This window comes from Legionella anisa (assembly GCF_001467525.1).
Lineage (GTDB): Bacteria > Pseudomonadota > Gammaproteobacteria > Legionellales > Legionellaceae > Legionella > Legionella anisa.
The window spans coordinates 200,438-221,012 of sequence record NZ_LNXS01000019.1 but is presented as its reverse complement, the minus strand read 5'-3'; the positions used below and the strand labels follow the sequence as shown (position 1 = coordinate 221,012).

Sequence of the window (20,575 nt, the reverse complement as noted above, 5' to 3'; positions counted from 1 at the left end):
CTTCTGATGAAACTTGGAGGTAAGTACGCGTTGGTATCTAGCATTTATAATATTATGATTATTCGCGAAACCCTACGCCTTTTTTTAATAAAAACATATTGATGAATGTAAGTAACGCTAACATAAGACAAATAATTCCCATGGCTAAACTGAGATTGACCTCACTTTGCCCAATCATTGCTTGTCTCAGTGCATTAACCATATATAAAATGGGATTTAACCAGGATACTTTTTGCCAAAACTCTGGAAGCATATTAATGCTGTAAAATACGCCACCTAAATAAGTGAGCGGAGTGAGTATAAAGGTTGGAATAATCATAATATCATCAAAATTTCGTGCAACCATTGCATTCGTAAAGCCTGCCAGAGAAAATACAGCAGATACGAGCAATACAACCAATAGGGTCATCGGTAAGTGACTGAATTCAATGGTTAAGAAAAAACAGGCAATAAGATAAACCAAAGCAGCAACGATTAGCCCTCTAAAAACCCCCCCCAAAACATAACCAAGTAGTAAGAGGCCGTTATGCATTGGACTGACAAGCATTTCTTCTATACTTTTTTGGAAGCGGACACTGTAAAGCGAAGAGGATACATTACCGTAAGAATTAACAATGACCGACATCATAATCAATCCAGGAGCAATGAACATTGGATAGCTGACTCCTTGAATGGAGCCGATACGAGGTCCGATTAAACTACCGAAGATGAGGAAATAGAGTGTGGTTGTAATTACCGGAGGTAAAAAAACTTGGCTTGCAATGCGAAACATACGCACAAGCTCGCGTCTTACCAAAGTATATAATGCAATAACTTGTTGTTTAATGGCCATTTTTTATAAGATCCAAAAAGAGTTCTTCCAAACGATTGGTTTTATTTCGCATGCTGTGAATTTTTATTCCATGCTGGGTAAACAATGCAAATGCATCATTTAAATTCAAATTGTTATCGACACGGAGCTCTATAGTTGTGCTATCAATTAGGGTGGGCTTAAAGGGGTGTAAATCGGGTAAAATATCGATACGGTTCTCTGTGTTAAAGATAAATGTTTGATGACGCAGTGTTTGTAGTAAAGCCTTCATCGAGGAGTTTTTTATAATTTCTCCTTTATCAATGATGGCAATGTTTTTACATAACTGTTCTGCTTCTTCCAGATAGTGGGTCGTGAGAATGATGGTCGTTCCTTCTGCATTAGTGCGAGTAAGAAATTCCCACATACTGTGTCTAATTTCTATATCTACGCCCGCTGTAGGCTCATCAAGAATAAGTACTTTAGGTTGATGCACTAATGCTCTGGCGATCATGAGCCGACGTTTCATTCCACCGGACAAGTGTCGTGCTATCGAATTCCTTTTCTCCCAAAGACCTAATTGTTGAAGGAGCGCGTCAACTCGCGGTTGTGCATTTTTTCGTGAAATTCCATAATATCCTGCTTGATTTATCAGGGTCTGTATGCAGTTTTCAAAAATATTAAGGTTGATTTCTTGAGGCACAAGGCCTAAACAGGATTTGGCTTTCTCGGGCTCTTTTTCCAAGTCATAACCATGAATACTGATACTGCCTGATGTTTTATTAAGTAACGTAGAAATTAAACCGATGGTTGTCGATTTTCCAGCACCGTTAGCCCCCAATAAAGCAAAAAAATCACCTTGATTTATGGTTAAATCAATTCCTTTTAATGCTTGTACACCATTAGCATAGGTTTTAAATAATTGTTTGATATCTAAGGCATGCATAGAAGATTAAGTGAAAATAAAAAATATCATTATACACAATAAACACATTGTTTCGCGAGCATGCTTTTGGTTCATTTTGATTCAAAGCAGAGTGAAGAAAACGCTGGGACTAATATGCTCTGCTTAAATTGGAAAACCCGTCGCGATTCAGCAAAAAATGAGAATGAGTTTTCATCCATCCGGTAATACTGTATCGAGGCTGATGCGTGATACACACTTCGTGGGGTAATTCACTATTAAAGCATATGAACCGATTTTCTAATGGCAAAACGTTTTCAATGAACTGATCTTGGGTATTATAAAGTTTTAATTCTCCTCCAAACTCAGTTTCCCAGTGCTTATTTAAATAATACACACATGAAATTTTTCGTGTTTTTTGCGTAGCGAATTGGTCGATATGTTTTTTATAATAGGTGCCTGGTTGATATGCGGCGAAGTGGGTTTCAAATTCATGTAAACCCAAAAAAAGTGACTGATTCAATATTTGAGCTAACTGCTGTATTCGTTCTAAAAAGATGCGTAGTGCTGGATTTGTTTCCTTTTCATCCAGCCAAAAAATTTCATCAGTGCGAATGACTTCATTTTCATGTGATTCAAGCTTAAGGCCTATTTTAGCACCTCGAAACAAGCCTTGCTCATACAGTTTCTTAGCCATTGCACGTAATGATTGGCATTGAGATGGCTCTAGAAATCCATCAATAATATAGAATCCTTGGTTACAAAGCTTATGAATAAGTTGGTCGTAATCAATCAAAGCACACGTCCTTCAAGTTGGTATTCATATTCGCGCCATTGTGGCATAAATTTACTCATTAACCCATAGAAGCGTTTATTATGACTTGGTTCTAATAAATGGACTAACTCATGAACAAGAACATACTCAAGACAAATAGATGATTTTTTGATTAGATTGAGATTTAACCAGATACGCGCTGCTTTCGTGTTACATGAACCCCAGCGTGTTTTCATTTTTCTTATTCCCCATTCAGCCACTTTGACACCGATAACAGTTTCCCAGTGTTGAATGAGAGCAGGCAATAATATCTGCATTTGTTGTTTGTACCAACGCTCAAGGATGATTTGAATCTGAGTAGGTGAACTATTAGGTTGAGCATAACAGTACATCAGTTCATTATTGATTTTAATTTGTGTGGGGCCCTGATGCTCTTCAATGATTAATATATATTTTTTTCCCAGAAATGCGACAGTGGATCCCATTTTAAAGGTGCAATCCTCCTCAACAGGACGATTACGAATCCGCTCTCTTTGCTGGTGAATCCATGCGCTTTTCGATTCAAGACTTTGCCTGATAAGCTGTTCACTGAAGCGAAGAGGGGCGCTTACCTTAACTAAACCATCTGGGGGGTAAATGCGTAAGTGCATGTTTTTGATTTTTTTTCTTGATATTTCTATGGGAATACCGTCGAATTCAATGATCATCTCATTCATCTACGTGTAGCCTGGGTGCAGCGCAGCGGAACCCGATAGCTAAGCTTCAGACAAACCCAGGCTTGCTGCGCTGCGCCAGGGCTATGATAATTCCCCAAAGCTAATAAGGGAATTAAATCGAAGCTATTGTACTATCTCTGCGCCCCGATACAAGGACTGTCTATATATTCACCATTAATATCCAAAACCATATTAACATTGGCACGTTGATAACGAGCCAGTATGTCGTATTGCTGTTTTGTGATGTAGCCGTAGGAGTTACCACAATATACGAGTGATGTGGCTCCAGGTTTCGGTTTAACGTGTACCGGTAAATCACATTCCCAACGAAACTGGGTTAAATCGCAATTTGCAAAAGCTAAATTAAAGGGTAAAAGAGATACAGCAAAAGTAACATACCATTTCCTTTTCATAGTGTGCACCATTTGCATGTTTATGTTTTTTAAGTATAGGATAAGATTCAAAAAAAGCATTAAAGGAACGTTATGCTCTCTTCCAGTTCTGAATACATTCAAGCTCTGCGTGAAGGAAAATATCTTCAATTTTTAGGATGGACTGATTTTATTACCCAAAAATACGCGCTTAAAGATGCAGATGACACTGTAAATTTTTTGATTTTTGAATGGTTAAACAATGTTTATTTAGAGGTAGATGCAAAAAAATTAAATATCTCAGATCGCTTAGAAGAAGAGGATAAAAAATTAACCCTCTTGCAGGAAGACGCTAAAAAATTAGCTGTCCTGCAAGCGGTATGTGATTTGGAATATAGGCCATTACGAGGAAAGTTAGAGTATTCGCTCAAAATAATTAGCAGTGCCTTGTTTATCTGTATGGTTTTTCAGAAATCTGACATTCATGTGGCGTTGCCTTCAGAAGAAAAAGTGATGAAGGATACAGTAAACCCACTCATTGAAAAAAGTCTTAGGGAGTTGAATCAATTTATTTATCAGGAACGATTGGAAGGGATGCAAACTCAGTTTTATCAATGGGTAGAACATGTTGATGCAAAGGATGTGGCTGATGTTTTTCAAAAAGTGGATGCGATTACGAAGCCGAGATATCTTCTTGAAGACTATATTTTACACTTGGAACGTATCAAACTAAAAGACGATGAACTCTATGCTACTCGATTAAGTATGGCTAGACGTTTTCTTGGTTATTTATATGAACAAACTGAATTGGCAGCGGATGTGAAGGAGGTAATTGCTACTTACGTTAATTCACTCCGTGAATTGCACCCTGGAAAAGGAGAGGTGGATAGGTTGGATGAAATTTCACCTCCTTCAACTCTGGCACATACCTGGAGGTGGGTAACTGGAATAGGAGTTAGTTTTTTTAGTATTGTCTTACATGAAAAAACAATTGGCGAGTTAATTACCGGGACGGCTATGACTTTTAATTCAATTGACACGGTTAATTCTGAATTAAAAAAATAAATCTAGGGTCTGTTTACATTTCTACTATCTTGGCCAAAATGACCTGATTTTCTGCGCTCCGATGCTCACATACTCCGTGTATGCTGCGCTTCGGAGCGCAGAAAATCAGGTCATTTTGACTCAATCTAGCGAAATGCTAGCAAAAAAGAGCTTTTATGGAAATTTAGTTAAGATTTTGTAATTTTTTAATCTCATCGTTTGGCATTTGGTGCCGTTCTGTTCATTTTATCCAGACCAGCATACTAGCTGTCTCCCAATTCCTATTAAGTGAACATATGAATAACTGATTTAATTCCAAGAAATAACTTGCATATGAAATATTATGAAACTATAATTTCAAATGAAAGGAGATTCAAAATGAAAACCTCTAGTAGCACACATCATAAAGAAGAAATTGTTTTGTCGAAGGCTTTGTGCAACTTGGTAAAATTTTATTCTTTAACCGGAAAAGACTTAGGTAAAATCATTGGCATAAGTGAACCCAGTGCATCTCGTCTCAGTCAGGGGAAAAAATTAATTTCACCTCATACAAAAGAAGGTGAAATCGCTCTATTACTTTTAAGGATATATAGAAGCTTAAATGCTATGGTTGGAAATAATCATGAAAAAGCTAAATTATGGCTCAATAGTCAAAATAAATATTTTAAAAATAAACCTATTGAAGAAATAAAAACTATTCCTGGTTTAATTAGGGTACTTAACTATTTAGATGCAATGCGCGGCAAATTATGAGTATTTGGATCGAATGTGACGGTTTAAAATTTTTCAAATATTTGGAGTTGGAACCGTGGAGAATAGTCGAGGATCAATATAGTTCAAGCTCTAGAGATTTAGTTGAGAGCAGCGAAGAACATGATCTTTTAGAAAAATTACTCGATAATTCAAAACCTCAAGTAGCCAATAATAAGCACTATTTAATTTTTACTCCTTTCAGATATCCTCCGCTTGAGTATGGATCCCGATTTGGCAATACTTATGAGCCTTCGCTGTGGTATGGCTCTTTATCTCAGCAGACAGCATTTGCAGAAGTAGCATTTTACCGGTTGAAATTTTTTGATGACACTTTAGCTAATCTAGAATACATTGAGATTCGAATGACCGCATTTAAGACTTATATACAAACAAAAAATGGAATTGACTTGACAAAGTCTCCATTTCAAAAATATCAAGATAAAATATCAAGCAAAACAAATTATGAACATAGTCAACTTTTAGGTATGGAGATGAGAGAGGCAAAAGTTGAGGCTTTTGTATTTGCCTCAGCACGAGATAAAAATGCTGGGGAAAACGTTGCAGCATTCACACCAGATGTATTTAAGATTAAAAATAAAGAATATATAACTAATATGCAAAATTGGCGGTGTATAGCAAACAAAAATATTATTGAATTTAGTCGTGATGAAATTTTGCAGAGAAAAAAGCTGGAATTTTTTAAAGCTGAATTTGAGGAATTGGGTAATGTGAATTAAGTTTGCCAATAATAGGAGCGCCTTCGAGTAGTCGCTGTGATGCTTAATAATCATCACATCAACACAATGCTTCAGCTGAGGTTTATACTTTGGATTAAGATAGTAGAAATGCAAACAACTCTATTGAAAATAGCGCGCAAAAATAAATCCCCGCATGCGCGGGGACAAATTAAATTTAGAGTAGAGAGAGATTAAATATTAATCTGCTTTTTTACCGGTTAATTTTTCTTTGATACGTGCTGCACGGCCAGCCAAATTACGTAGGTAATAAAGTTTAGCGCGACGTACATCACCACGTCTTTTTACAGTAATACTGTCGACAATTGGACTGTAAGTTTGGAATACACGCTCAACACCAACGCCGTGTGAAATTTTACGAACAGTGAATGCAGAGTTTAAACCACGATTACGTTTTGCTATAACAATACCTTCAAAGGCTTGCAAACGCTCACGAGTACCTTCGATTACTTTCACTTGAACCAAAACAGTATCACCAGAATTGAATTCAGGAATTTCCTTGCCTTGCATTTGCTCAGCATTCAGTTGGTCAATTATATTAGTCATGGATTACTCCTCAAATTGGTTCATCCTCTAGGAATCACCGTGTTCATACTTAAACTCAGCAAGCAATTGCTTGTCTGTTTCACTTAACTGTATTTTTTCAAGTAAATCTGGACGTTTAAGCCAAGTTTTACCTAGAGATTGTTTTCTTCGCCACAGTTCTATATCTCTATGATTACCACCGAGTAAAACCGGTGGCACCTCTAATCCATCAACGGTTGCTGGTCGTGTATAATGAGGGCAATCCAGTAACCCATTCATAAATGAATCTTGTTCTGCTGAACCAAGATGCCCTAAGCTACCTGGTATTAAACGAATAATTGCATCGATAAATACCGTGGCTGCCAGCTCACCGCCACTTAAAACAAAATCTCCAAGAGACCATTCTTCATCCACATAATGTTGAAGAATACGCTCATCAATTCCTTCATATCGTCCAGAAATAAAAAGCAGGGATTGTTTGTCATTTACTACTTGATTCAAGTCATTTTGTCGAATTACCTTGCCCTGAGGACTTAGATAAATCGTTTTGCAATGACTTGGCAGTTGACTACGTGCCTGCATAATAGCCCCTTTTAAGGGCTCATACATCATAACCATTCCTGGACCGCCCCCATAAGGCTTATCATCAACTTGCCTATAGAGCCTAGAAGACCAATCTCTGGGATTCCAGTAATCAATTTTTACTAATCCCTGCTCAATTGCCCTTCCCGTAATGCCATAATTCAGGGCATTAAGTATTTCAGGTATTAAGCTAATCACTCCAAGATGAAGTACCACTTAAAAATCCACATCCCAATCAACAGTAATTGCTCGCTGTTTGGTATCAATATCTAATATAAATTTGCCGGGTAAATAAGGTATTAAATGTCTTTCGCTACCTTCTACAACCAACACATCATTGGCACCCGTAGGAATTATTTCAATGACTTTTCCAAAAGGTTCACCTTGTTGGTTGATCACATTCATACCTATGATTTGATGCCAGTAATATTCACCAGGTTCTAGTTTTTCCAGTTGCTCCTGTTGAATTGCAATTTCTATATTAGTGAGGTTTGCTACGAGTTCACGTTCAGGATAACCTTCAATTTGGACTATGATGGATTTATTTTGTACTTCAGCACGCAATAATTTGATTGGTTGCCATTTATTGTTAATAAAGGCATGCCAATCTGCATACTTTAGAACATTATCACGAGGCTCTGTAAAGGAATGAACCGTAACAAAACCTTTAACACCATGAGGTCGCCCAAAACGGGCAATTACTATCCAGTTTTCCTGATTATTCACGTTATTAAGCAGCTTCACCTTTTTTATTATATTCTTTAATTAAAGCACTAACGCGGTCAGACAATTGTGCGCCCACTTTTTGCCAGTGACTTAATTTTTCTGTATCAATATGCAGACGCACCTCTTGCCCACGTGCTATAGGGTTGAAATAACCGATGCGCTCAATATAACTGCCATCGCGACGTTTGCGGCTGTCAGTAACGACCATATGATAAAACGGACGCTTTTTGGCGCCACCTCTTGATAAACGTATAACGACCATTGTTTTCCTCTACTTTAGAGTGGTTACGTAAAAATGCCGTGTATTGTACGAAAATTAATTCAGCATGTGAAGTAATTCTTGAGAATTATTTAAAATCATCGGGTAATATGCCTTTTAACCCAGCCATACCCCCAATTCCACGCATCATTTTTTGCATCCCACCAGGTTTGGTAAATTTTTTCATCATTTTTTGCATTTGTTCAAATTGCTTTAGTAATTTATTTACGTCTTGTATCTGTGTTCCTGAACCCAAGGCAATACGTTTTTTGCGTGAACCCACAATAAGTTTGGGAATACGGCGTTCTTTGGGAGTCATGGAATTGATAATCGCAATGGTTTGCGCCATGGCTTTATCACTGACTTGATTCATTGCCTGTTGCGGCATCATTTGGCTGACACCAGGTAGCTTGCTCATCATACCAGCAATACCACCCATATTATTCATTTGCAGTAATTGTTGTTTGAAATCTTCCAGATCAAAGCCTTTGCCTTTTTTCAGCTTTTTAGCTAGTTTTTCACTCGCTTGTTTGTCTGCTTTTCGTTCGACCTCTTCAATAAGGGTAAGAATATCACCCATACCAAGAATTCTTGAGGCAATTCGTTCAGGATGAAATGGTTCTAAAGCTTCTATTTTCTCACCGCTACCAATAAATTTGATTGGCTTTCCTGTAATGTGCCTTACAGACAGAGCCGCACCCCCACGAGCATCACCATCTGTTTTAGTCAGAATGACCCCTGTTAAGGGTAACGCTTCATGAAAAGCTTTTGCTGTATTTGCAGCATCTTGTCCGGTCATGCTGTCTACAACAAATAGGGTTTCAATCGGATTCAGTTCCTGGTTCAATCCTTTAATTTCATTCATCATATCGGTATCGATATGTAAACGACCCGCTGTATCGATCAGCAGCACATCCATATATTGCTTTTTCGCAGTATCAAGTGCTTTTTTTGCAATAGTGAGCGGCTCTTCATTTGCTTCTGCCGGGAAGAAAGCGACATCGATTTGTTCTGCTAATACTTTAAGCTGTTGGATTGCAGCGGGTCGATAAACGTCGACGCTGACTACCATTACTTTTTTATTTTCAGATTCTTTCAAATAACGGGCGAGTTTTGCAGTACTGGTTGTTTTTCCCGAACCTTGCAATCCAGCCATCAGAAATACTGCAGGAGGTTGGGTTTTAAAGTTAAGCTCGGCACGCTCATCGCCCATGATATGGATTAATTCATCATGAACAATTTTAATAAAGGCTTGATCGGGATTTAATTCGGTTAAAACTTCTTGCCCTAAAGCCTTCTGTTTCACTTGCTCTATAAATTCTTTAATGACAGGTAAGGCAACATCTGCTTCAAGCAGTGAAAGCCTGACCTCACGCAAGACGTGCTGTACATTATCTTCAGTTAATCGACCCTTCCCTCGTAGATTTTTGAAGGTGCGGGTCAAACGTTCGGTTAAGGTTTCAAACATGATATGTTGCCCGAAAAAAAGAGGAACTATAGCATAGAGAAGCTATGATATGAAACTATTCAGTCTATGATTCAATTTGAAGTAGGTCAAGGTTACTATCCTACTTAAAATCTTAAGGATTAAGTCCATAGATATTAGTATAATGAAGTTTAGTAAAATTTCTGTATTTCAGTGTGCTTTTTACATGATTTTTTCAGTGTGTGACTATTTAATTGAGGCAGGCGAAATCGAATCGGAGTTTTTCTTTTTCAAGCGAAGTCGCTACTTTCTGCGAATATAATTAATTTTTTAGCAGGAAGTTTTTGATATTGCTTACATCCCATCCCTGGCGGGGTAAATGATTTTGTGCATAAAGATAGGAAAAAAGGCAGAGATTTTCTGATTAAATCATGTTATTTTACAGTGCACGCTAAAAGCTTGTGGGTTGGTAAATGAAATTAAGGAACATTTTGTTTAACTATTACCCTATTATTAAGGGTTTCTTAAGCTAATTTTTATATAATTAAGCTTCTGCATGCCCAAAACTGCACTGAAGGAATGCGATGATCGATAAAAAACATTCACTGACAATTTTCAGTCTGACTATGATAACGGTTGGTTCTGTAGATAGCATACGCAATTTGCCTGCTACAGCCTTATTTGGTAGTCAATTAATCTTTTATTTTATTTTAGGTGCTTTATTTTTTCTAATCCCTACTGCTTTGGTTTCAGCAGAACTGGCTTCAGGATGGGCAAAGCAGGGAGGGATTTACATTTGGGTCAAACAGGCTTTTGGTAAAAAAATGGGTTTTTTAGCCATTTGGCTGCAGTGGATAGAAAATGTAATTTGGTACCCAACGATTTTATCTTTTGTCGCAGGAACGATCGGCTATTTAATTAATCCGACACTGACAAGTAATCCTTACTTTCTCTGGGCGATAATCGTGAGTTCATTTTGGGGCGCTACGATATTGAACTTGCGTGGCATGAAATCTTCAGCCGCATTCAGTAATCTATGTTCTCTTGCTGGTTTGTTGTTGCCTATGTCGTTGATTATCGGTCTTGGAGTTGTTTGGGTTACTCAAGGTAATCCTTTGCAAATCCAATTTGATATTCCGAGTATTGTGCCCCATTTAAATGATCATTCCATGTGGGTTTCCCTAACCGCGATCATCATGTCTTTTTGTGGTATCGAAATTGCGACAGTTCATGCGAATGATGTTGACAATCCGCAGCATGCTTTTCCTAAAGTCTTGATCTATTCTGTAGGAATTATTTTAAGTACCTTAATATTGGGCTCCTTGGCAATAGCAATTGTTTTACCCGGAAAGGACATCAATTTGGTAGCAGGAATTATGCAAGCATTCGAAGCATTCTTTTCCAGTTATCACTTGTATTGGATGATGCCTGTGGTTGCAGTAATGCTGGTTTTAGGGGGGCTTGGTGGTGTGAGTAACTGGATAATTGCACCGACAAAAGGATTATTGGTTGCTGCAGAAGATGGCAATTTACCTGAATATTTCCAACGCACTAATGCTAAAGGTGCGCCAGTTGTTATGCTTTATACCCAGGCAAGCATTGTTACTGTATTGTCAGGTTTATTCTTGTTTATGCCTAGCGTGAATGGCTCTTATTGGTTATTAACCGCTTTAGCTGCACAATTGTACATGTTGATGTATTTCATTATGTTTGCAGCAGCAATTAAGTTGCGAGTTGCAGAGCCGCATCATCATCGACCTTTTCAAATCCCTGGCGGTTTAATCGGTATGTTATTTGTTGCCGGTGTAGGCATTATTGGTGTATGCGCCACCTTGGCGGTGAGTTTTATCCCACCAGAAGGTATTAATGTAGGTAGCCTGCCGCGTTACGAGTTGACCCTAATTGGTGGTTTAATTTTAATGTGTATACCCCCGTTTATAAGTACTTGGTTACAAGGAAAAACAGCTGTATTGGGCGCTGCTCTTCCGGACTAAAACATGTACACACGTTAGATAGAAAAGTATGGATATACCCGCAGAAGCATCGAATAAATTACTGAGCCAGTTAATGGAACGATTACCTGAGCTGGAATGGAAAATTAGCGAGCTTGGTTCATTTTTTTCAAGTCACCAGTTACCTAAGGGGTTATTTCGTTTTGATGCAGACGCAAGTGGTTCTGCATGCATTGCAGAAATTAAAGCGGACATTCATGCGTTATCCAAACAGCAAAACAGGCACAGTGCTTTTTATTTGGCTGAGCGAATCAGACAAAAAATTAATGTCTTAGTCGTTTTATGCCAAATGCATCAAGGCAAAAATAAATCCAGGGAAAAAGTTTATTTTGGCATAAAGATGTTGAGTACCAGACAACAATGGATAAATGATCTTGAAATGGAAATTCATACGCTTTTAGAACAACAGCAGGCAATGACTAAAGCATTGGAGCATTTGAAACATAATCGTAATTCAAGTGCGATTTTGCATTTAAAAGCTGAGTTAGGGGAAGTAGAACGTCGCCTGACTTTAGCGAAAGAAACATTAAATCGTGCTGTTTCTTAATTAATAATCTTTTTCTAAACAACGTAATGCGGTAAATTTAGAGCCGGTTTCCATTTCGCGAGTTTGGCCCAGTTAGTAGAAATGTAAACAGGCCCGAGAGTGCGTTCTCGGTATTCATTATTGAAAATAATTACTCAAACTAAACCATTTACTTCGTGTTGACTCATGAATAACAAGAAAATGAAACATAAATAAGTGGTTTCAAAAAGGAGCATTTTAAATGTCGGATAAATTTACTCAAGTCACCAAAGATATTAGTACCCAAATAGCAAAAATGCGTAAGGAAATGCCAGAAGTAATGTCTGGATTTTCAGCGATGGCTCAAGCAGCGACTAAAGACGGTGCATTAGATAAAAAAACCAAGGAATTAATTGCTATGGCTTTGGCCGTTGCGAAACAATGCCAAGGTTGTATCGGATTTCATTCTCAAACCCTAATTAAATTACAAGCAACGCGCGAAGAGCTTTTGGAAACCTTAGGTATGGCTATATATATGGGGGGCGGCCCATCTTTAATGTATGCGGCTGAAGCTTTAGAAGCTTTTGAAGAATTTAATAAATAAAAATTGACGTAATGCCTACAGCCTGGAGATGGTAGTGAAATAGAATCCAGGCTGCTATGCTGCAGCGCTTTTCCAATTTTATCGATTAATGGTAATAGCCCAGGTCCCTTATATACTCGAACGGTTGGGTTTGAGCGCAGGTTGTGAGAAAATTTTTCTAAGCAAGCGCAGCATACAACGGTATGTGAGCATTGATTGGGACAATTTTCTCGCAAGATGCGCCAAATACAGCGTTCGATTAATGTCGTTCTGAAGGTCGTCCGAATGCTGCAGAGACATGAGATATTGCATTTTGGGCTTGTTGACAAGGATAATGTTTACTCGCGCCTAACCAGGCTACCTGTGATACAGTCATGGAATCTTTATCGCTTTGCTGGCTTGATAATTCCTTATAAGTTTGCTGAATCAACTCGCAAAGAGTAAAGGCATTAAGTTGTACCCCTGCTGGCAAACAAAATATAGGGTTACCTTGATTTTTTGCAATTTCATTGGCATGAATCATTGTTTCTGCAATGCTTTCGCAAGTTATGGTTAAAACATGACGCGCTGAGCGAGCCCATGCTTGAGCTTGGGCGTCTGCTTTAATTTCCATCTGTGGAATATTATCAGCAATGTTCATGTAGTTTTTTATCGTGTCAGCATGTATCCAATTACAGAGAAATAGAAAACTGATTAACAAGATACGCATATTATATCCTTAAGGTCAGGGTTATTCAGTAAGCGTTCACGCCCCATTCACCGAACGGCTACATTTGGCGCATCTTGCGCGAAAATAATGCTTCGTAAGCCTCACATACTGTGATGTATGCTACGTTTCCTCAGCATCATTTTCGCGCAACCTACGCTCAAATTCAACCGTTCACCAAGATTCAAACATATCCTCTGAACGGTTGCGTTATTCAGGATGGATCCCGTACAAAATGCTTCGCATTTTTAGGGGATAACGTTCGTTTAGCAAAATAAAAAGTAAAAAACTTTTTATTATTTCGAACGTACGTTAATTAAATGCCATGAGGCTTAATTAAACCCAGTTTAAAAGCAATTAATAAAAATATAAATAAACTCACCGAAATAGTTATTCTTATAGTTAACGCTTTCACAGTGCGTTTGGAATTACCTGAGTCTCGAATAAGAAAAAAAAGACCGCTTGCTAAAGAGCCGGCGATGATAATCATGACACAGATGATGATAATTTTAGTGATCATTTGTTATACTCCCGAAATTGCTGTCTTATCATGACTAACATTTGAACAATTAATAATGATGCCTAGTTTACCCTGTTTTAAATTTCGTTTCACCCCAAGCTGGTCAATGCTGATCCTCGCTCTCTTATTTTTTTCCTTATTTGTACGCCTTGGATTTTGGCAAATCCATCGTGCCGATGAAAAAACAAAAATGATTGTTGCACAAAAGACACAAGAGAGGCAAAAACCAGTTCCCTGGACTGCAAAGAAAAAATTGCCTTTACAATATGAACGCATAGTACTCAAAGGTAGGTATTTACCTCAGGTTTTTTTACTGGATAACCAGCATCATAATCATCAATTTGGTTATGATGTGTTATCACCTTTGGAATTATCTGATGGCTCTATCATTATTATAGATAGAGGTTGGGTTCCAGGCGAGTTAACACGTCGCGTTCTTCCAAACATCCAGTCTCCCCAAGGAGTGATAGAATTACAGGGCTCGGCATACTTTCCAAGTAAAAATCAATGGGTTTTGGGACCTGCTTTGGAAGAAAAAGGAAATAAGATAATCATTTTGGAACGTGTGGATGATCAATTGATAAGTCAAGTTTTGCAAAAATCAGTCTCTCCGTTTATTATTCGCCTCGACAAGCACGATGCAAATGGATTTGTACGTGAGTGGGAGACGGTATCCATGCCGCCACAGCGGCATTTAGCTTATGCTTTACAGTGGTTTGTGATGGCATTAGTGGTACTAATTATATTTGTAGGATTAAATCTGAAGAAAAAAAATGAGAAAACAAGCTAGTAAATATTATATTTTATTGTTGTTGGTTATAATATTTGTCGCTCCTGGAATAGCTGCATATCTATTTTACCAACATCCTTCCTGGTTGGGATCCTCACGAGTCAATAAAGGGGATTTACTGAATCCACCAGTAAAGTTGAGTGTTTTGGACGAAAAGCCCAAATGGCGTATTATTTTTTGGAGTCCAGCAGCTTGCGACCAAGTATGTATGAACGAGTTGGATGTTCTTGCTCGAGTTCGCCTGGCATTGGGGCGTAAATTGTACCAGGTAGATCAGTGGCTTCTTATCAGCGATAAAGCACCTTCCCTATCGCAAGAACAACAGGCCTTTTTAAAGGAAGTTGATTTTAAAGTGGCAAAATTATCTGCAGCTGACTTTACTACTAAAGATGCTTTATTGTCTGAAGCAAAAGTGTTCATCGCTGATCCAGGTAATTATTTAATTCTCAGTTATGCATCTCAGGTTAATCCTAATGATGTATATAAAGATTTGAAGTTGTTGCTCAATACAACGGAAAACAAGAGTGAATAGTCTGATGCGGAATAAATTATTACGATATACAGTGTCATTCGCTGTGCTTTTATCCTTATTAGTCGTCATGCTGGGCGCTTATACACGCTTGACAGATGCTGGCTTGGGTTGTCCTGATTGGCCTGGTTGTTATGGCCAGATGGTCCTTCCCAGCGCCAAGGAAAAATTGCAGGCCGCGCAAACTCAATACCCCCAAATTCCTATTGAGTCTAGAAAAGCATGGACGGAAATGGTTCATCGTTATGCCGCAGGTTCTTTGGCATTGTTAATCTTTTTTATCTGTTTTTATGTAGTACGTAAGCGTATACAAGGTAATGATTTGCCTTGGCATTTACCTGCAGCATTAATCATACTGGTTTTGTTTCAAGCTGCTTTGGGTATGTGGACAGTAACCTTGAAACTGTTACCCGTAGTAGTTATGGGACATCTTTTAGGTGGAATGCTTATCGTTGCATGTTTAAGTCGTTTTCGCTTGCAAATCAGTTCACTGAAAGGGAAAGACTTACCCCGATGGCGTTTTTGGCTGCGTCTCGCAGTGATTATCGTTTTTCTACAAATTGCTTTAGGTGGTTGGGTAAGCTCAAATTATGCAGGGATTTCATGTATTGGTTTCCCAATGTGTAATGGGGTATGGATACCCGATTTGCATTTTGCACAAGGATTTAATTTATTTTCACCTGTAGGAGCTAATTATCAAGGTGGTTTACTTGATCATGAGGTTCGAGTAACGATTCAATTCATTCACCGATTGGGAGCAATAATCACAGCTGTTTATATTCTTGTGCTCGCATTATGGATCTTAAGAAGAAGCGATTTTAAGTATCTTAAAACCGCAGCCGTAGTGATGTTGTTACTTGTGTTGGTTCAATTTACTTTAGGTATCTTGAATGTAATTTATTTACTCCCAATTGGTGTCGCTGTAGCTCATAATGGGGGCGCAGCGTTATTATTAGCGACACTTTTTAGCACACTGCATTTTACGCGTAAGGGGCAAAATGATGCACGCTGATCATGTAGTTCAATCCTCGTCAACTGCTTGGCGTGATTACCTTGAGTTATGTAAGCCGCGAGTCGTATTGCTCATGTTATTGACGGTAGTTGTCGGCATGTATTTGGCTACACCAGGTTGGGTTAATCTGTCTTTATTGTTTTTTTCATTATTCGGAATTGGATTATGCGCAGGAAGTGCTGCTGCAATTAATCATTTGGTGGATAAACGAATTGATGCCATTATGGCTAGAACCAAAAAAAGACCTGTTGCCAGTGGTCAAGTTTCAGTGCGTCAAGCTTTATTGTTTGCTGTAATTATAGGAACTCTGGGGCTGACTGTGTTAGTCGTTTTTGTTAATCAATTAACTGCACTACTGACTTTTGTTACATTGATTGGTTATGCGGGTATTTATACAGGCTATTTAAAAAGAGCTACTTCACAAAACATAGTCATAGGTGGATTAGCCGGTGCTGCACCACCATTGCTTGGTTGGACCGCAGTGACCAATCAATTGGACCCGCAAGCTTTATTGCTGGTGTTAATTATCTTTATTTGGACACCACCTCATTTTTGGGCTTTGGCTATTTATCGTTATGAAGAGTATCAACATGCACAAATTCCAATGTTGCCCGTAACCCATGGGATTGCATTTACTAAATTGAATGTTTATTTATATACCATTTTATTACTGGTAGTCAGTGTATTGCCCTTTGTTATTGGTATGAGTGGTTTATTTTATTTAATTGGTGCGTTAGTGCTGGGTTCGCGATTTTTGTTTTGGTCGCATAAACTCTATCGGACAGATAAACCTGTGGTTGCGATGCAAACATTCAGATTTTCAATAGTGTATTTGATGTTATTGTTTGTTTTTTTATTGATTGATCATTATTTATAGGAATAGGTATTGAAATAAACTCTATGAACAATGTGAGTCGATTTTCTTATGAAAATTGATTGATGAGAGTTATTTCATATGCGTTCCTCTAAGGAGGTAAAATGAGTTTAAAGGCTAAAAGCGTTACCTTTACTGTAGTTGTTTTGCTGGCTCTTGCAGGATTATTTTCGGGAATCTTTGTAGGCCAACATGTCCATTTTAAGAAAAAAATTGATGTGTCGAATTTTCATGGCACCTACCTTGAAAATCCACGACCGGTTAATCGATTCAGTTTGACAGGAATTGATTCGAAATCATTTGATAATAAGAGCTTAAAAGGAAAATGGACTGTACTGTTTTTTGGCTTTACAAACTGTGGCTATGTTTGCCCAACTACTATGGCAGAATTAACAAAAATGTATCATCTGCTTGAAGATAAGGGTGTAAAGAATTTACCCCGCATCGTGATGATATCAATCGATCCAGAGCGTGATGACCAAGAGAAATTAGGCAGTTATGTGACTTCATTCCATCCTGATTTTTACGGAGCACGAGGAGATGAAGAATCCATTAAATTGATGACTCGGGAAATGGGTATTGCTTACGCTAAAGTAATTGAGAAAGGAAATGATTCAACAAATTATGATATTCAGCATAGTGGCGCTTTAATGCTATTTAACCCTCAGGGTGAACTTAATGCATTTTTTACTACGCCGCATCATGCTGATTTATTAGCCAAGGATTACCTGTTATTGGTTTCTTAAGATAGAGGATTTTTTATAAACATATTTTCATTTTTCCAATGTGAATTTCCATTTTTTGGACTAGGCTTTATTTATACGAACCCGTTGTAAATAAAGTTTTAGTCATCCAGGAATTTCTAATAATAAAAATAAAAAAAGTTGAGGAACACGTTTTTCATGAAAATTGCAATATTGGCCACCAATCCACATTTGTACTCTCACAAGCGTCTGAAGGAAGAGGGCGAAGCTGCTGGTCATGAAATTAGAATTATTAATCCTTTATATTGTTATATGAATGTCGCAGCCTCCTGTCCTAAGGTACATTATCGGGGTGGGTCTCCTTTGCCTCATTTTGATGCAGTGATTCCAAGAATTGGTGCATCGAATACTTATTATGGAACTGCAGTGTTGCGTCATTTGGAAACAATGGGTATGTATCCTTTAAATGAGTCTTTAGCAATCGCACGTTCTCGAGATAAATTTCGCTCCTTACAGTTATTAGCACGCAAAGGTATTCCTATGCCATTGACTAGCTTTGCTCAATCACCTGATGACACTGAGGATTTAGTACGCATGGTTGGTGGTGCACCTTTAGTGATTAAGTTGTTGGAAGGAACACAAGGCAAAGGCGTAATCCTGGCAGACAGTCATCAATCCGCGGTGAGTATCATTAATGCATTTAAAGAAATGCATGCCAACATTTTGGTGCAGGAATTTATTGAAGAATCAAAAGGTGTCGATATCCGTTGTTTTGTTGTAGGGGAGAAAGTAGTTGCCGCTGTAAAACGCCAGGCAAAAGATGGGGAATTTCGTGCTAATGTTCATCAGGGCGGAAAAGCCGTCAAAGTAAAATTATCGCCACAAGAGCGCTCAATTGCAGTCAGTGCCGCTAAAACGATGGGCTTAAAAGTTGCCGGTGTGGATTTAATTCGCTCCAATCATGGGCCTTTAGTTTTGGAAATCAATTCTTCACCTGGTCTTGAAGGCGTAGAAAAAGCTACTGGTATTAATATTGCTGGAAAAATTATTGAATATATTGAGAAGCATGCAAAACCGATTAGTGCCAATGATAGGTTTCATGGTTAATGTAAGTGCAACAGTCCCGCTTGATTAGGCGATGGAACTATTTCGTTTAACATTGGCAAGTGTATTTACTTTGATTCTGCTTTCAGCGCGGTTACTTTGCCAAACCACTAGGAATGCACTAAGTGAAGAGATGAATAAAAACGCCATCACCCCAATAAAACCATTCATGAATATTTTATTAAATAATGGATGAATTACATCATTTTCAGGAATTTGTAGCGAATGAGCAGGATTTGCGATGAAATCCTTTAAACTGGAAATTTGTGATTCGTTTAGTTCACTAGACTTCGATAAAAGGTTATTCGTGACAAAATTATAAATAACAATCGCAAGTGTTAAGCCTAAAGATCCCCCGATATTAAACAAAGTGACCATAGAGCCTGTTGCCACGCTTGCACGTTCAGGACCTACAGCTGTTTGTGCCGCAATGACTGAAGCGGTGTTACCCATTGCCCACATGCTACCAAGGCAAATAAATGCAAAAATAACATAAAATAGGGAGATATTACTGGTAAAGAACACTTGTAATAGAGTAGCAAAACATGCGAAGAACAATCCTAATAAAATGGTATGTAATAATCCCAGGCGACTCATGAGTTTTCCTGCAAAAAATGCGATTAAAAAAACAGAGGCTGGAATAGCGAATAAAATAAATCCGGATAGCTCTGCAGAGTGATTTTTTATGATTTGTAAATATTGAGGATCAAAAAACAAAGTAACAGAACTTAACATTCCCGCTAAAAAGCAGAGAATAGCTCCTGCCGAAAAGAGCAAATTCGAATAAACTTTAAAATCAATAAGGGGATTAGGGTGATTCTCTTCGGCTTTAATTAATAAGATACCTGTAATAATGGCCACAGCAAAACAGATTAAAGTCAGGGATGCAGTCCAACCATAGGTTTGGCTATAAATTAAACCAAGCACTATGCCACTTATGGTAAATGCAAGTAAGAACATGCCTTTTATATCTAAGGCAAGTTGATGGGCATTTGTTTGCGATTCTGAAACTGATTTGAAACAAAATAAGTACCCTAATAAGCAGATAGGGATATTAATGAAAAAAATCCATCTCCATCCTAAATAAGTGACAATGAGTCCACCTAAAAGAGGACCTAAAGCCAATGCCATACCACCTATACTCCCAAACCATGCTACAGCTTTACCCCGTTCTTCTTCAGGAAAAAACTGTGGAAGCAATGAAAGACCTAGAGGGAAGATGATTGCAGCTCCGACTCCTTGGAGTAGTCGACCCAAAATGAGCCAATGGATATTGGAAGAAATGCCAGCGATAATCGACGCAATAACAAAAATTACGCTACCAAGATATAGGCAACGTCGACGGCCATATAAATCACCAAAGCCTCCCATAACTGTCGCTAAAACACATAATGCCAGAAAGTAAATATTCATTATCCATTGCATTGAGACGAGGTTTGCTTGGAGTTCCTGTTGTATGGTGGGTAAGGCAACATTCACTACTGTATAATCGAGATAACACCCAAAAGAGAGTAAGGCGATTCCAATAAAAGCATACCATTTATATTGATAACTATTGACTTTAGACACGCTCATTCCAATGATTACGTTTTAAAAAAATCTAGAAAATA

Annotated in this window: 25 protein-coding genes; 12 read left to right on the top strand and 13 right to left on the bottom strand. The window is 38.1% G+C overall.

Annotation, left to right across the window (positions count from 1 at the left end):
• Positions 1 to 58: 58 nt before the first annotated feature.
• From Lani_RS05215 to Lani_RS05195, 5 genes are all read right to left on the bottom strand, one after another.
• Entirely contained in the window at positions 59 to 832 is a 774-nt protein-coding gene (locus Lani_RS05215) for an ABC transporter permease (protein WP_019233433.1), read from the bottom strand.
• A complete protein-coding gene (locus Lani_RS05210) occupies positions 822 to 1,736 on the bottom strand; it encodes an ABC transporter ATP-binding protein (protein ID WP_019233434.1) in 915 nt (304 codons plus the stop codon). Before Lani_RS05210 ends, Lani_RS05215 begins: the two co-directional genes overlap by 11 nt.
• 109 nt (positions 1,737 to 1,845) lie before the next feature.
• A complete protein-coding gene (locus Lani_RS05205) occupies positions 1,846 to 2,490 on the bottom strand; it encodes a 2OG-Fe(II) oxygenase (protein ID WP_019233435.1) in 645 nt (214 codons plus the stop codon).
• A complete protein-coding gene (locus Lani_RS05200; protein WP_040522536.1) occupies positions 2,487 to 3,176 on the bottom strand; it encodes a M48 family metallopeptidase in 690 nt (229 codons plus the stop codon). Before Lani_RS05200 ends, Lani_RS05205 begins: the two co-directional genes overlap by 4 nt.
• Before the next feature lie 140 nt (positions 3,177 to 3,316).
• Positions 3,317 to 3,598, bottom strand: a complete 282-nt coding sequence (locus Lani_RS05195; RefSeq protein ID WP_019233437.1) for a hypothetical protein — start codon at positions 3,596 to 3,598, stop codon at positions 3,317 to 3,319.
• 72 nt (positions 3,599 to 3,670) lie between these two features.
• Here Lani_RS05195 and Lani_RS05190 point away from each other — a divergent pair, with 72 nt between their 5' ends.
• The 3 genes from Lani_RS05190 (at position 3,671) to Lani_RS05180 (ending at position 6,090) form a co-directional block, all read left to right on the top strand.
• Complete coding sequence (locus Lani_RS05190; RefSeq protein WP_019233438.1) at positions 3,671 to 4,621, top strand: helical bundle domain-containing protein; 951 nt, start codon at positions 3,671 to 3,673, stop codon at positions 4,619 to 4,621.
• A gap of 357 nt (positions 4,622 to 4,978) precedes the next feature.
• Positions 4,979 to 5,353 carry an antitoxin Xre/MbcA/ParS toxin-binding domain-containing protein gene (locus Lani_RS05185; RefSeq protein ID WP_019233439.1) on the top strand — a complete coding sequence of 125 codons (375 nt, stop codon included), beginning with the start codon at positions 4,979 to 4,981 and terminating at the stop codon, positions 5,351 to 5,353.
• Positions 5,350 to 6,090 (top strand): RES family NAD+ phosphorylase, encoded by a 741-nt coding sequence (locus Lani_RS05180; RefSeq protein ID WP_019233440.1) that lies wholly within the window; start codon positions 5,350 to 5,352, stop codon positions 6,088 to 6,090. The genes Lani_RS05185 and Lani_RS05180 overlap by 4 nt, the downstream gene beginning before the upstream one ends.
• Before the next feature lie 198 nt (positions 6,091 to 6,288).
• Here Lani_RS05180 and rplS read toward each other — a convergent pair whose 3' ends face one another.
• The 5 genes from rplS to ffh form a co-directional block, all read right to left on the bottom strand.
• A complete protein-coding gene (gene rplS, locus Lani_RS05175; RefSeq protein ID WP_019233442.1) occupies positions 6,289 to 6,654 on the bottom strand; it encodes a 50S ribosomal protein L19 in 366 nt (121 codons plus the stop codon).
• A 27-nt stretch (positions 6,655 to 6,681) separates the two neighbouring features.
• The gene (gene trmD, locus Lani_RS05170; protein ID WP_019233443.1) at positions 6,682 to 7,431 is read right to left on the bottom strand and encodes a tRNA (guanosine(37)-N1)-methyltransferase TrmD; all 750 of its coding nucleotides are present in this window, start codon (positions 7,429 to 7,431) and stop codon (positions 6,682 to 6,684) included.
• On the bottom strand, positions 7,432 to 7,941 hold the full coding sequence (rimM, locus tag Lani_RS05165; RefSeq protein WP_019233444.1) for a ribosome maturation factor RimM: 510 nt from the start codon (positions 7,939 to 7,941) through the stop codon (positions 7,432 to 7,434). It lies immediately after the preceding gene.
• 4 nt (positions 7,942 to 7,945) lie between these two features.
• Complete coding sequence (gene rpsP / locus Lani_RS05160) at positions 7,946 to 8,203, bottom strand: 30S ribosomal protein S16 (protein WP_019233445.1); 258 nt, start codon at positions 8,201 to 8,203, stop codon at positions 7,946 to 7,948.
• Between the two features lie 85 nt (positions 8,204 to 8,288).
• Complete coding sequence (ffh, locus tag Lani_RS05155; protein ID WP_019233446.1) at positions 8,289 to 9,668, bottom strand: signal recognition particle protein; 1,380 nt, start codon at positions 9,666 to 9,668, stop codon at positions 8,289 to 8,291.
• Between the two features lie 542 nt (positions 9,669 to 10,210).
• Between ffh and Lani_RS05150 the strand changes: the two genes are divergently transcribed.
• The 3 genes from Lani_RS05150 (at position 10,211) to Lani_RS05140 (ending at position 12,747) form a co-directional block, all read left to right on the top strand.
• Positions 10,211 to 11,620, top strand: coding sequence for an APC family permease (locus tag Lani_RS05150; protein ID WP_019233447.1), 1,410 nt, complete (start codon positions 10,211 to 10,213; stop codon positions 11,618 to 11,620).
• A 28-nt stretch (positions 11,621 to 11,648) separates the two neighbouring features.
• Positions 11,649 to 12,185: a hypothetical protein gene (locus Lani_RS05145; protein WP_019233448.1), complete on the top strand. Its 537-nt coding sequence runs from the start codon at positions 11,649 to 11,651 to the stop codon at positions 12,183 to 12,185.
• A 220-nt stretch (positions 12,186 to 12,405) separates the two neighbouring features.
• The gene (locus tag Lani_RS05140; RefSeq protein ID WP_019233449.1) at positions 12,406 to 12,747 is read left to right on the top strand and encodes a carboxymuconolactone decarboxylase family protein; all 342 of its coding nucleotides are present in this window, start codon (positions 12,406 to 12,408) and stop codon (positions 12,745 to 12,747) included.
• Between the two features lie 238 nt (positions 12,748 to 12,985).
• Here Lani_RS05140 and Lani_RS05135 read toward each other — a convergent pair whose 3' ends face one another.
• Both Lani_RS05135 and Lani_RS05130 read right to left on the bottom strand, forming a co-directional pair.
• Positions 12,986 to 13,435, bottom strand: coding sequence for a hypothetical protein (locus Lani_RS05135; protein WP_019233450.1), 450 nt, complete (start codon positions 13,433 to 13,435; stop codon positions 12,986 to 12,988).
• A gap of 313 nt (positions 13,436 to 13,748) precedes the next feature.
• Complete coding sequence (locus Lani_RS05130) at positions 13,749 to 13,952, bottom strand: twin transmembrane helix small protein (protein WP_019233451.1); 204 nt, start codon at positions 13,950 to 13,952, stop codon at positions 13,749 to 13,751.
• A 58-nt stretch (positions 13,953 to 14,010) separates the two neighbouring features.
• Here Lani_RS05130 and Lani_RS05125 point away from each other — a divergent pair, with 58 nt between their 5' ends.
• From Lani_RS05125 to rimK, 6 genes are all read left to right on the top strand, one after another.
• Entirely contained in the window at positions 14,011 to 14,742 is a 732-nt protein-coding gene (locus Lani_RS05125) for an SURF1 family protein (protein WP_192814488.1), read from the top strand.
• A complete protein-coding gene (locus Lani_RS05120) occupies positions 14,726 to 15,274 on the top strand; it encodes a hypothetical protein (RefSeq protein ID WP_019233453.1) in 549 nt (182 codons plus the stop codon). Before Lani_RS05125 ends, Lani_RS05120 begins: the two co-directional genes overlap by 17 nt.
• A 4-nt stretch (positions 15,275 to 15,278) precedes the next feature.
• Complete coding sequence (locus Lani_RS05115; RefSeq protein ID WP_040522538.1) at positions 15,279 to 16,283, top strand: COX15/CtaA family protein; 1,005 nt, start codon at positions 15,279 to 15,281, stop codon at positions 16,281 to 16,283.
• On the top strand, positions 16,273 to 17,160 hold the full coding sequence (gene cyoE, locus Lani_RS05110; RefSeq protein ID WP_019233455.1) for a heme o synthase: 888 nt from the start codon (positions 16,273 to 16,275) through the stop codon (positions 17,158 to 17,160). The genes Lani_RS05115 and cyoE overlap by 11 nt, the downstream gene beginning before the upstream one ends.
• Positions 17,161 to 17,261: 101 nt before the next feature.
• Positions 17,262 to 17,903 (top strand): SCO family protein, encoded by a 642-nt coding sequence (locus Lani_RS05105; RefSeq protein WP_019233456.1) that lies wholly within the window; start codon positions 17,262 to 17,264, stop codon positions 17,901 to 17,903.
• 156 nt (positions 17,904 to 18,059) lie between these two features.
• The gene (gene rimK / locus Lani_RS05100) at positions 18,060 to 18,968 is read left to right on the top strand and encodes a 30S ribosomal protein S6--L-glutamate ligase (RefSeq protein WP_019233457.1); all 909 of its coding nucleotides are present in this window, start codon (positions 18,060 to 18,062) and stop codon (positions 18,966 to 18,968) included.
• 24 nt (positions 18,969 to 18,992) lie between these two features.
• Here the strand turns inward: rimK and Lani_RS05095 are convergent, their stop codons facing one another.
• A complete protein-coding gene (locus Lani_RS05095; protein ID WP_040522484.1) occupies positions 18,993 to 20,540 on the bottom strand; it encodes an MFS transporter in 1,548 nt (515 codons plus the stop codon).
• Between the last annotated feature and the right edge of the window lie 35 nt (positions 20,541 to 20,575).